General features: G+C 72.1%; 10 protein-coding genes. 3 read left to right on the forward strand and 7 right to left on the reverse strand.

Annotated features, from left to right (window positions below):
• Window positions 1-93 precede the first annotated feature (93 nt).
• Window positions 94-666: a GNAT family N-acetyltransferase gene (locus C1N81_RS20925; RefSeq protein ID WP_394438106.1), complete on the forward strand. Its 573-nt coding sequence runs from the start codon at window positions 94-96 to the stop codon at window positions 664-666.
• Between the two features lie 64 nt (window positions 667-730).
• Entirely contained in the window at window positions 731-1894 is a 1164-nt protein-coding gene (locus tag C1N81_RS20930) for a winged helix-turn-helix domain-containing protein (protein WP_394431316.1), read from the forward strand.
• Here C1N81_RS20930 and C1N81_RS20935 read toward each other — a convergent pair.
• From C1N81_RS20935 to mtnA, 7 genes are all read right to left on the reverse strand, one after another.
• Window positions 1891-2643 carry a response regulator gene (locus tag C1N81_RS20935; RefSeq protein WP_394431318.1) on the reverse strand — a complete coding sequence of 251 codons (753 nt, stop codon included), beginning with the start codon at window positions 2641-2643 and terminating at the stop codon, window positions 1891-1893. The two genes, C1N81_RS20930 and C1N81_RS20935, sit on opposite strands and share 4 nt — an antisense overlap.
• Before the next feature lie 237 nt (window positions 2644-2880).
• Window positions 2881-3582: a ribosome hibernation-promoting factor, HPF/YfiA family gene (hpf, locus tag C1N81_RS20940; protein ID WP_394431320.1), complete on the reverse strand. Its 702-nt coding sequence runs from the start codon at window positions 3580-3582 to the stop codon at window positions 2881-2883.
• A 336-nt stretch (window positions 3583-3918) separates the two neighbouring features.
• Window positions 3919-4821 carry a ComF family protein gene (locus C1N81_RS20945; protein ID WP_394431322.1) on the reverse strand — a complete coding sequence of 301 codons (903 nt, stop codon included), beginning with the start codon at window positions 4819-4821 and terminating at the stop codon, window positions 3919-3921.
• A gap of 89 nt (window positions 4822-4910) precedes the next feature.
• Window positions 4911-6770 (reverse strand): LpqB family beta-propeller domain-containing protein, encoded by a 1860-nt coding sequence (locus C1N81_RS20950; RefSeq protein WP_394438107.1) that lies wholly within the window; start codon window positions 6768-6770, stop codon window positions 4911-4913.
• On the reverse strand, window positions 6757-8823 hold the full coding sequence (gene mtrB / locus C1N81_RS20955; protein ID WP_394431323.1) for an MtrAB system histidine kinase MtrB: 2067 nt from the start codon (window positions 8821-8823) through the stop codon (window positions 6757-6759). The genes C1N81_RS20950 and mtrB overlap by 14 nt, the downstream gene beginning before the upstream one ends.
• A gap of 1 nt (window position 8824) precedes the next feature.
• The gene (gene mtrA, locus C1N81_RS20960; RefSeq protein WP_199836122.1) at window positions 8825-9514 is read right to left on the reverse strand and encodes a two-component system response regulator MtrA; all 690 of its coding nucleotides are present in this window, start codon (window positions 9512-9514) and stop codon (window positions 8825-8827) included.
• A gap of 4 nt (window positions 9515-9518) precedes the next feature.
• The gene (mtnA, locus tag C1N81_RS20965) at window positions 9519-10706 is read right to left on the reverse strand and encodes an S-methyl-5-thioribose-1-phosphate isomerase (RefSeq protein WP_394431326.1); all 1188 of its coding nucleotides are present in this window, start codon (window positions 10704-10706) and stop codon (window positions 9519-9521) included.
• A 140-nt stretch (window positions 10707-10846) separates the two neighbouring features.
• On the opposite strand from mtnA, the gene C1N81_RS20970 reads away from it, so the two are divergent.
• Complete coding sequence (locus C1N81_RS20970) at window positions 10847-12211, forward strand: glycerophosphoryl diester phosphodiesterase membrane domain-containing protein (protein WP_394431328.1); 1365 nt, start codon at window positions 10847-10849, stop codon at window positions 12209-12211.
• The last annotated feature ends 5 nt before the right edge of the window (window positions 12212-12216 follow it).

Here is a 12216-nt window from a genome sequence, read left to right on the forward strand (position 1 = left end):
CCATGAGGTCCAACGGACAGGGGCCTCGGAAGGTGCCGCCACAAGGGGTGAAAAGTCATGGCGTCCGCCTCTTTCGCCGAGCAGAATCGTGCGATGGACCCCGTGAAGCTGACCACCGCCCGCCTGTTTCTGCGCACCTTCGAGCCCGCCGACATCGACGAGGTGTGCGCGGCGGTCCAGGACCCCGAGATCCAGCGCTGGGTGCCGGTCCCCTCGCCCTACGCGCGCGCGGACGCCGAATACTTCGTCCAGCGCGTGGTCGCCGACGGCTGGCGCACCGACACCGAGTACACCTTCGCCGTCCGCACCGACGAGGAGGGACCCGTCCTCGGCGCCGTCTCCGTGCACCACCCGCGCGCGGGCACCTGGGAGATCGGCTTCTGGACGGCCAAGGAGCACCGCGGCCGCGGCTACATGACCGAGGCCACCCTGGGCCTCGCCCGCTGGGCCTTCACCGATCTCGGCTGTACGCGCCTGGAGTGGCGCGCCGAAGTGGGCAACGTGGGCTCGCGCACGGTCGCCGAGAAAGCCGGCTTCACCATGGAGGGCACCCTGCGTTCGGGCCTGCTCAACAAGGACGTCGTACGGGACTGCTGGATAGGCGCGCTGCTCCCGTCCGACCTGGGCCTGCCGTGCCCGGTGCCGTACCTGCCCGCGCCCGCCTGACGCCGGGCGGCCGGGTGCCGCCGCGTGCCGCCGGCTGTCAGTGGCCCGTCCTATCGTTTGCGGTATGACGACCTTGCCGCGTCCCGCCGTTGACCTGTCCGCCGACGAAGCCCGCCGCATCGCACTGCGCGCCCAGGGCTTCCTCGGCGCCCCGGACCGCAAGGGCGGGGTCCGCGGGGTCCTGCGCCACCTCGGCGCGGTGCAGCTCGACACGATCTCGGTGCTCGCCCGCTCCCACGAGCTGATCCCGTACGCGCGCCTGGGCGCGGTCGGCCGGTCCCGGGTCGAGGCGGCGTACTGGACGGACCGCCACGCCTTCGAGTACTGGTCGCACGCGGCCTGCATCCTGCCGATCGAGGAGTGGCCGCACTTCGCGTTCCGCCGCCGCGCCTACCGCGCCCGCCCGCACTGGCACCACGACCTGCCCGACGGGGCGTACGAGCAGGTCGTCAAGCAGCTGCGCGCCGAAGGCCCGCTGACGGCCACGGAGTTGGGCGGCGCGAAGAACAAGGGCGAGTGGTGGGACTGGTCCGAGTCGAAGATCGCCGTCGAGCGCGCGCTGATGTACGGCGAGGTCGTGTGCGTCGAGCGGCGCGGCTGGAAGCGGGTCTACGACCTGGCGGAGCGCGCCGTCCCCGCCGACCTGCTCCATGACGAGCTGGACGACCTGGAGTGCGTGCGCCGTCTGGTGCGCCAGGCGGGCGAGGCGCTCGGCGTCGGCACGCGCGCGGACATCGCCGACTACCACCGCCTCAAGAGCGAGCAGTTCGACGCGGTGATCGCGGACACCGGCCTGGTCCCGGTGGCGGTCCAGGGCTGGTCCAAGCCCGCCTGGGCCGATCCTGCGGCCCTTGCCCAGGCCCCGCGCGGCCGCCACCGTACGACGCTCCTGTCGCCCTTCGACTCCCTGGTCTGGGAGCGGGCCCGCACGGAGCGGATCTTCGGCTTCGCGCACCGCCTGGAGGCATACGTCCCCAAGCCGAAGCGCGTGCACGGCTACTTCGCGATGCCGGTGCTGTCCGGGGGCCGCCTGGTGGGCCGCGTCGATCCCGCGCGCGAAGGCACCACCCTGGTCGCCCGGCAGGTCTCCCTGGAGAGCCCGAAGGCGGTCGCCGGGGTCGCGGAGGCGCTGCGGGAGGCGGCGGGCTGGGTCGGCTGCGACAGCGTACGGGTGGAGCGCATGGACTCCCCCGAGCTGAAGCGTGCTCTGGTGGCGGCGCTCGGCTAGCGGATCTCGAGGATCTTCTCGCGCATCGCGTAGACCACGGCCTCCATCCGGGAGTGCAACTGCAGCTTCTCCAGGATGTTGCGCACATGGTTCTTCACGGTGTTCTCGGAGATGAACAGCTCCTTGGCGATGTCCCGGTTGTTCATGCCGGTCGCGACGAGCTTCAGCACTTCGAGTTCCCGGTCGGTCAGCCGGGGCGCGGGCACGAGCCTGCGCTCGTCGGTGCGCTGGATCATCGATTTGAACTCGGTGAGCAGCTTCGACGCCATCGACGGGCTGATCTGCGACTGCCCGTCGGCGACCGCGCGAATGGCCGTGGCCACCTCGTCGGTGGAGATCTCCTTGAGCAGATAGCCGGTCGCGCCCGCCTTGATCGCGTCGTAGAGGTCGGCTTCCTCGTCGCTGATCGTCAGCATGATGATCTTCGCGCTGGGCGCCACCTCCTTGATGGAGGTGCACGCCTCGATCCCGCCCCGCTTGGGCATCCGTACGTCCATCAGGACGATGTCCGGCAGCAGGTCGGCCGCCTTGTCCACCGCCTCCGCGCCGTCCCCGGCCTCCCCGACGACCTGGATGTCCTCCTCGGCGGCGAGGACGATCTCCAGGCCGCGCCGGAACAGCGCATGGTCGTCGACCACGAGGACCCGGATGGGCTCCTTGCGCGGGGAGCCCGCGTCCGGTCCCATGCCGACGCCGTCGTCGGCTGCGCCGGCGCCCTCGCCCCGCATCGGTCCGAAGCTGTCCGCCATCGTTCCTCCCCCTGAAGGCCGTGGCCCCGTCTTCCTGTGCCGCGCCAACCCGAGGCGCCGTCAAGCCGGTTGACCCGGCCCAGCCATGATTTCATGCCGTGGCGTCCGCGCGGCGACGGTGCGGCGCACTGGGGGGTCGCACAAAGGTGCCCCCGGGGGCGCACGAGCGCTCCAGGGGCACCTGATGAGCGAGTTTTCGGACAGCTGTGCCCGGGTGGGCCGGCCGCCCGGACCGGCTCAGCCGCCGATGGCGTCACCCGCGTCGGCGCCGCGCGTCTCCGCGTCGGTCACCATCGGGTCGGTGCTGAGGTGGATGACGCCGTAGTCGTAGGCGTGACGCCGGTAGACGACGCTCGGTTCCTTGGTGTCGGAGTCGACGAACAGATAGAAGTCGTGCCCGACCAGCTCCATCTCGTAGAGCGCCTGGTCGAGCGTCATGGGGGCCGCCACGTGCGTCTTCTCGCGCACGATGAGCGGACCTTCACCCTGGACCTCGAGCGACCCCATCTTGGTGGTCGGTACGCCGTCGCCCTCGGCCTCGTCCCGTACGACCGAACCGTCCCCGTTCAGCGTCGCCGCGCCCGGGACGACCTCGGCCACCTCGGCGGCCGAGATCCGCTTGGTGCCGCGCCGCGTCGAACGCTTGCTGTGCTCCTTGCGCAGGCGCGCGTCCAGCTTGTCGGTGGCGAGGTCGAGCGCCGCGTACGGGTCGCTGGCGGCGGCTTCGGCCCGGATCACCGGGCCGCGCGTGCGCAGCGTGATCTCCACGCGGTCGCACCGGTCGGCCTGTCGGGGGTTGGGCTCCTTGGACACCTCTACGTCGAGGCTGATCACCTTGCCGTCGAGCTTCTGGATCTTGTCCAGCTTCAGCTTCTCGGCCACGTGCTTGCGGAACCGCTCCGGTACCTCGGTCTTGCGGCCCTTGACGACGATGTCCACGCAGAACTCCGTTCCCGGATCGCTCCGCTCTGGTCGGCGGAGCTTCTCCCTCTTGCACCAGGCTCCGGCCATATCCGGAGCCTCGGACTCGGTGACTTCCACCTCCTCCTCCCCCGCGGACAAGATCTCCACCCCACCGATGCGGGTGATTGCGGAATCCTTGTACAAACCCACGGGACGGCAATCCGATATGCGAGGCACGAAGGCTGTCTTTCTTGCCAAGTTCCTCACACCCGAACATATCTCGCCCGGACGGATGTCGTCACCCTCTACTGACGCGTACCTCCATTCAGTGGAAATAACCCTGTCGCCACCTGCAATGACGTAGATTCTCGGTCACTTCCGGTTTATTTCGAAGGAATCCGGAGAAGCGGCGATCACCGCCCCCAGGACCTCGGCCGGCTCCGCCATTCGGGAACCCGCCGCACGGCCTTCCGGGCCGTCTCCGACCTCCCCGTTACCCGATTCCGGACGCGTCAATGCCCGTACGGCGCGGGCCGCCTCGGCCAGGGAAGCGCCGGTCGTCATGAGGTCGTCGACCACCACGATTCGGCCAACTTCGCGCAGGAGACCGCAGGACCCGGCCGCCACCTCCAGCGCACCGGTCACGTTCGCCAGCCGCTCCCGGGCGTCGAGGCCTGCCTGGTCCGCCACCGGCCGCCGCTGCCGCAGGACGGCGAGGACCCGGGCCGGAACGCCGGTCCGGCGCAGCTCGGCCGCCGCGGCGTACGCGATACGCCGCATGGGGTCGTGGCCTCGAGCCCGCACGGCGCGGGCGGCGGAGGGCACGGGGACGAGCCCGACGGTGCCTGGGCGGGGTCCCGCAAGGGCTGCGCCCAGCCCTTGCGGGCCCGTCTCCGTCAGCCTCTGCCTTCGCCTCTGCCTCTGCCTCTGCCTCTGCCTCTGCCTCTGCTGGGATGCCACTGTCAGCCCCTGCGGGGCCGGACCGGACAGGCCGCCCAGGACCGCGGCGGCGAGAGCCGCGCCGAGCGGCCCGGCCAGCCCCAGCGCGCCCCGCTCCTTGTGGGCGAGCAGCACGGCCCGCACGGCGTCCTCGTACGGCGCGGCCGCGTGCACGACGGGCAGCCCCGGCGCCCCGGAGCGCGGCCGCACCCGGCCGGGCACAGCACCGCTCAACGCCGCCGAGCACCGCGCGCACAGCGACGTACGAGACCTGCCGCAGCCCGCGCACAGAGCCGGCAGCACCAGATCGGAGAGGTCCTGCCACCACCCCCGCATACCCCCACTGTGCCAACGGGCCCAGCGCACCACCAGCCCTGTGGACAACGGCCTGTGGACAACTGGCCCCGTCTGACAGGGAGACGGGGTCACCCCGGATAGACCGGCGCCGTCCCGTCCTTGAGCACCGACTGCCAGGCCGCCCCCGGCGGCAGCCGGACGATGCCGTCGTCGGAGTGGGCGAGCAGCGGCAGGCGGTCGTCCTCGGAGGCCGCGATCTCGCTGACGCGGGTCAGGCCGGGCAGCGCCTGGCCCGTCGGGGTCGAGCCGTCGCACTGCACGTACCGCATCTGCTGCAGCTCACCGGCCTCCCGGCCGACGACCAGGAGACGGCTGCCGCCCGCCCAGGACACGGCGGTGACGTCCTCCATCTCCGGCGCGGCGACGCGCAGATCGGCGACGGAGAACTCGACCCCTCCGTCCCCGTCGGACTGCCGCTCGACGCGCCCGATCCGCAAGGAGGTCGCGCCCTTCTCCTTCACGAGCAGCGCGATCCGCGCACCGTCGGCGGACATCTTCACCGCCTCGATCCGGGCGCCGTCACCGAGGCCGTCCGTGGCGACCTCCTGCATTCTGTCGCCGAGGCCCTGTCCGAACACGAGCAGCCGCGGATCGGCGGGATCCCGGTCGGCCACCCACAGGTCGCCGCGCCCGTCCCAGCTGGGCTTCGTCAGGCCGTCCTTCATGGACACGGCATTGCTGCGCACCAGCGCGTCCCCGAGCGAGGCGCTGGAGACGAACGAGGCCACGTACAGCGACCGCCCGTCGCTCGACACGCCGGCGCCGCGCTCCTGGTCCCGCGAGACCGCCACGGACCGCAGCGGCTGCACGCCCTCGCCCAGCGGCCCCGGCACCCGCGCCGGCTCCCGGTCGGAGCTGCTGTTGCCCGCCATGCGGACCAGCCGCCCCTTGCCGTCCAGGAAGTACTGGTTGTCGAGGACGGGGGAGCGCCGGGGCGCCACGAAGGCGTCCGCCTCCGACTCGTTCAGCGCGCACATGAACCGGCCGTCCGCGCGCTTCAGCTCGACCTCGCCCACGCTCGACGACGACAGGTCCCGCAGGGAGTACAGGAGCTGGGCCGCCATCTCCTTGCACTTGGTCGGGGTGACCGCCTCGGCCTGCGTGTTCAGCGGCACGGTCAGCTTGTTCGCGTCGTCCGGCGCCAGCGACTCGACGCCCTTCTTCAGCCCCGCGCCCGTCGGGAACGCCGTCCGCACCGCGGGGTTCAGCCACCGCGTCGGCCCGGCGAGGACCTCCTTGACCGTCTCGGTCAGCGGATCCGTCCACTGCCGTACGAACACGGGGTCGGCGACGAGCTGCTTCTGCGGGGCCGCGTCCTCGGAGACCGAATCCACCGCGTAGTAGTACTTGTTGACGGACTGGTAGACCCGCTGGAAGTCGGACTCACCGAGCACGACACCGGTCGGCAGGTCGTCGATCCGCCACTGCTTGCCCTTGGCGGTCTTGACCAGGGACAGATGCAGATTCTGCCCGTACTCGCCGGAGTCCGGCTGGTACGCCTGCTGCTGGTCGACCGTCGCGACCCGCTGGCCCGTCAGCCGGAAGGACTGGCCCTCGTCGCCCCCGTCCTGCTGACTGGCGGGGCGCGCGCTCGGCCCGTCGGCGAGCACCACGGTCTCCTGCCCCGGCCGCCAGCCCTTCGCCGCCTTCGGCGTCAGGTACTTGCGCGCCATCGCGTACGAGGGATCATCACTGGTCAGCGCCTCAAGGAAGCCCTCGACGACATTGGTGGGGCTGGCCCCGTCCCGCGGCGGCAACGCGAACACGCGTACCTGCGAGTCCGGCCGCTGCGACGCCTCCACCGACTCGAGCCCGCCGTTGTCCGGCATGGAGGCGCATCCGGCGAGCACCACCACTCCGCAGCCGGCCAGCGCGCCGAACCGTGTCCCGCGCCACCGCCTCGCCCCGCGCGACTCACGCCCGCCCATCGTCGCCACGCCCCTCGTCCCGCTCGTCCGGCTGCCTCGGCACGCCCGGCGTGCCCTCACTGGTGTTGACGCCGCCCCGGGGGACCACGCGCGCGCCGCTGCCCGGCAGCGCCGTCGGATCCGTGGGGACCGCGGCCCGCGTGAGGCCCGGCGCCATCGGGGACTGCATCCGGGCCGGCACCTGGCCCCGCACCTGACCGTCGACCGTGCCGGACGGCGATGTCTGCGCCGGTACCGTCGCCAGCTTGCGGCCCTGGTCGGCCGTCCCGTCCGCGTCACCGGGGGTACGGCCGCGCCGCGAGTCCTCCGGCTCCAGCGGTATCGGCGACCCGCGCAAGGGCTCGTCCGCCGTCCGCGGCAAGGTGAGCCGGAACTGCGAACCGCCGCCCGGCTCGCCCCACGCCTGGAGCCAGCCGCCGTGCAGCCGCGCGTCCTCCAGGGCGATCGACAGGCCGAGGCCCGTACCGCCCGTGGTACGCGCGCGTGCCGGGTCGGCCCGCCAGAAGCGGCTGAACACGCGCGTGGCCTCACCCGGCTTGAGCCCGACCCCGTAGTCGCGCACCGCCACGGCGACGGCACCGCCCGCGGCGGCGAGCCGCACCACGACGTCCTTGCCCTCACCGTGCTCCACGGCGTTCACCACCAGGTTGCGCAGGACGCGCTCCACCCGGCGCGCGTCCGCCTCGGCCACCACCGGCTGCTCGTCACCGACGACGCGTATGTGCGTGCCCTTGCGCTCCGCGAGCGGCTCGGCGCCACCGACGACCCTGCGCACGACCTCCCGCAGATCTATCGGCTCCGCCTCCAGGGCAGCCGCCCCCGCGTCGAACCGGCTGATCTCCAGCAGGTCCGCGAGGAGCGACTCGAACCGGTCGAGCTGATCGGCGAGCAGCTCCGCGGAGCGCGCGGTGATCGGATCGAAGTCGACCCGCGCCTCATGGATGACGTCGGCGGCCATCCGTACGGTCGTCAGCGGCGTGCGCAGCTCATGGCTCACGTCGGACACGAACCGCCGCTGCATCCGCGACAGGTCCTCCAGCTGCTGGATCTTCAGATGGAGGTTCTGCGCCATCTTGTTGAAGGCTTCGCCGAGGCGCGCGATGTCGTCCTCACCGGTCACCTTCATACGTTCCTGGAGGCGGCCCGCGGAGAGCCGCTCGGCCACCCCGGCCGCCATCCGCACGGGCGTGACGACCTGGCGCACGACGAGCCAGGCGATGGCCCCGAGCAGCACGACCACGAAGAGCCCGGCCGTCGCGAGGGTGCCCTTCACGAGGCCGAGGGACTTCTCCTCCTGGGTCAGCGGGAAGAGGTAGTACAGCTGGTAGGCGTGGCCCTGCGGGTCGGCGAGCCGCTTGCCGATGACGAGGCCGGGCTGTGTGTCGCCGTCCCGGTAGATGATCCGGGTGTACTCCTGCGACGCGCCGGTCATGCGGTCGACCCGCGCGCGCAGGTCGTCCGGCACGCTGCGGTCCGGTTCCACGTTCCCCGAGGCGCGCGGCCCGCGGCCGCTCCCGCTGCCCGCGTCATCGGGGCTGAGCGTCACCACGTCGTAGGCGCCCTTGCCGCCGCTGGAGAGCTGGGTGACGAGGTCGCTGAGCCAGACATTGGGGTTGAGCGTGGCGCGGCTGTCGGCGGCCGCGCCGTCACGCGCCCCGGTGGCCGCCGTGTCCGCCCGGTCCTTGGCCGCGCGGAAGCCGCCCTCGGCCTGGCTCTGCGACGCCTTGACCTTGGCGTCGAGGAGGCCGTTGCGCACCGAGCCGATGACGACGATGCCGAGCAGCAGCACGACACCGAGCGACATCAGCAGCGTGGTGACGACGACCTTCAGCTGGATGTTGCGCCGCCACAGCCGCATCGCGGGCAGCAGCGGGCGCCGCACCCAGCGGGTGAACAGGCGCAGCACCGGGCTGCCGTTCATCCCGCCCTGGAGCAGCAGCCCGCTGTCCATGAGGCGGCGCAGCCGGGAACTCCGTCCGGCCGCGGGTCCCACAGGCCGCTCCGGACGGGACCCCGGCTTGCCGGGCGCCGAAGCGGCACTGTTCCGGGACATGTCAGCTCGGTCCGGCCTTGTAACCGACGCCACGGACGGTCACCACGATCTCCGGCCGCTCGGGGTCCTTCTCGACCTTCGAGCGCAGCCGCTGCACATGCACGTTGACCAGACGGGTGTCCGCCGCGTGCCGGTAGCCCCAGACCTGCTCCAGGAGCACCTCACGCGTGAACACCTGCCAGGGCTTGCGCGCGAGCGCGACCAGCAGGTCGAACTCCAGCGGCGTCAGCGCGATCGACTGCCCGTCCCGCTTGACCGAGTGCCCGGCCACATCGATGACCAGGTCACCTATGGCCAGCTGCTCGGGCGCGGGCTCCTCCGACCTCCGCAGCCGCGCCCGGATCCGGGCCACGAGCTCCTTCGGCTTGAACGGCTTCACGATGTAGTCGTCCGCGCCCGACTCCAGGCCCACGACGACATCGACGGTGTCGCTCTTCGCCGTGAGCATCACGATCGGAACCCCGGACTCCGCCCTGATCAGGCGGCAGACCTCGATGCCGTCCCGGCCGGGCAGCATCAGGTCGAGGAGGACCAGATCGGGCTTGGTCTCACGGAAAGCGGCCAGCGCCTTGTCGCCGTCAGCTACGAACGACGGCTCAAAACCTTCACCACGCAGCACAATGCCGAGCATCTCGGCCAGTGCGGTGTCGTCGTCGACGACAAGGACTCGTCCCTTCATGGACCACATCATCCCATTAGCTAATCGTTACCTGGCGTGACCTCGAACACAGGTCCTCCAGACTCCCACCCGTCACAGGGGAAACAACGCCCCAATCCGTGACGATCGCCGTCACCAGCTCCGGCGGGGTCACGTCGAACGCGGGGTTGTACGCCTGCGTTCCCAGCGGTGCCACCGGAATTCCGCCACCTGCCTCCATCCCGGCCAGCGGCGCCTGCGGCGCCGTGACCTCTGTCACTTCATGCCCGGCTCGCTGCTCCACCTCGATGGACGCACCGTCCGGAGTCGTCGGATCCACCGTCGTCACCGGCGCCACCACGATGAACGGCACGTGGTGATATCGAGCCAGTACGGCGAGCGGATAGCTCCCCACCTTGTTGGCCACCGAACCGTCCGCGGCGATCCGGTCCGCCCCGATGAGCACCGCGTCCACCTCGCCCGCGGCGAACAGCGACCCGGCCGCGTTGTCCGTGAGCAGCGTGTACGCCATCCCGTTGCGAGCGGCCTCGTACGCCGTGAGACGCGCGCCCTGCAGCAGCGGACGCGTCTCGTCCACCCAGAGCCTGCGCAGCCGCCCCTCCCGGTGCGCGGCGAGCGCCACGGCGAACGCGGTGCCCTCCCCGCCGGACACCAGCGCCCCGGTGTTGCAGTGCGTCAGGATCCGGTGGCTGCCGCCGGGCAGCAGCTCGTCGAGCAGCCGCAGCCCGTGCTCGGCCATCCGGACGCTGGCCGCCGCGTCCTCCTGGTGCAGCGCCCGCGCGGCGGCGAGCGCGGCCGCGGCGGCCCGCCCCTGAACGGCGGCCCCTCCTCCCGAGCCGTTCCCGAGCGCCTCGCGGTAGGCCGCCTGGGCGCGCCGCACCCCGTAGGCCAGATTGACGGCGGTGGGCCGCGCCCCCGCCAGCGCGTCCGCCGCGTCCTGCACGTCGAACCCGCGGGCCGCCGCGAGCGCCACTCCGTACGCTCCGGCGATGCCGAGGAGCGGAGCTCCGCGCACGGACAGGGAGCGGATCGCCTGCACCAGACCCTGCGGGTCGGTGCAGACCAGCTCGATCTCCTCGGCCGGCAACCGGGTCTGGTCGAGCAGGACCAGAACGGGCCCCTCGGCCGGTTCCTCCCACCTGATCGCCGGTATGTCGATGGTCTTGGGCTGTATGTCCTCGCTGGGCCGTATGTCCCCGCCGGTTTGCGCGTACTGATCAGCCATCTGCCCAGTCTGCCCCGGACAGGGCCGACAATTGAAGGTGTCCAGCCCCCACGGGCCCAGGTCACCTGGCGCCCGCCCCATGGCACGATGGCAGCCAACCTGCCGCCGCGACCGCGGACGGGCACCGTGAAGGAGCGACGATGAACGACACTCCGGGCTGGGCATCGCCCGGATCCGCCCCCTCCGACGGCCCTGGCGACCACCGCCAGGACGGTCCGAGCGGCGACGAGCAGGGCGCCGGCCCGCAGGACGCCGCGGGCCAGGGCCCGCAGTGGTCCAAGGAGCAGCCGCCGCCCGCCCAGTGGTCCGCCCCCTCCGGCCCGCCCGCACCCGACCCGGGCCAGACACCGCCCCCACCACCGCCCCCTCCGGCCCCCGGCCAGGGACAGGGCTGGGGCGGCGGCGGCCAGAACTGGGGCGGCGGTCAAGGCTGGGGCGGCGGCCAGGGCTGGGGCGGCGGCCAGGGCGGCTACGGCGGTCCCGGCCCCTGGGGCCACGGCGGCTACGGCGGCCCGCCCCCCGCGGCCAAGCCCGGCGTCATCCCGCTGCGCCCCCTCGGCGTCGGCGAGATCCTCGACGGCGCGGTGTCGACCATGCGGACGCACTGGCGCACCGTCCTCGGCATCGCTCTCACGGTCGCCATGCTCACCCAGGTCCTTCTCGTCCTCCTCCAGGGCTTCGTCCTCGACGACTCGACCACCGACGTCCTCGACGACCCCGACGCCAGCGCCGCCGAGCTCACGCGCGCACTGGGCGGGATCCTGGCCGGCACCGGCGTCGTGCAGGTGGTCACGCTCCTCGGCACGATCGTCGCGACGGCCCTGCTCACCACGGTCACCAGCCGTGCCGTACTCGGTCGGTCCGTCACCATCGGAGAGGCCTGGCGCGATGCCCGTCCCCAGGTCTTCCGGCTGCTCGGCCTGACGCTGCTGCTGCCGCTGATCGCCGCCGCCGTCGTCTTCGCCGGCACCGTCCCGGGCATCCTCGTCGCCGTCCTGGGCTCGACCGACGGCGGCATCGCCCTGGCCGCCCTCGGCGGCGTCGTCGGCATCGTGGTCATGATCTGGCTCATGGTCCGCTTCTCGCTCGCCTCGCCCGCGCTGATGCTGGAGAAGCAGACCGTCCGCAAGGCCATGAGCCGCTCCGTCAAGCTCGTCCGCGGCTCCTGGTGGCGGGTCCTCGGCATCCAGCTCCTCGCCTCGATCATCGCGGGCATCGTGAGCTCGATCATCCTGGTGCCCTTCAGCATCGTCGCCGGAGCCGTCAGCGGCGACGGTCTGGGCAGCTTCCTCGACACCACCGGCGACGTCGGCTGGGCCTTCCTGATCATCAGCGGCATCGGCTCGGTCATCGGCGCCACCATCACCTTCCCGATCACCGCGGGTGTCACCGTGCTGCTCTACATAGACCAGCGCATCCGCCGCGAGGCCCTCGACCTCGAACTCGGGCGCGCCGCCGGCCTCCACGGCTACGGGGACACCCCCGGCGCGACGCCGGGGAGCTGATGGGG

The sequence above is a fragment of the Streptomyces sp. SGAir0957 genome (assembly GCF_043523415.1).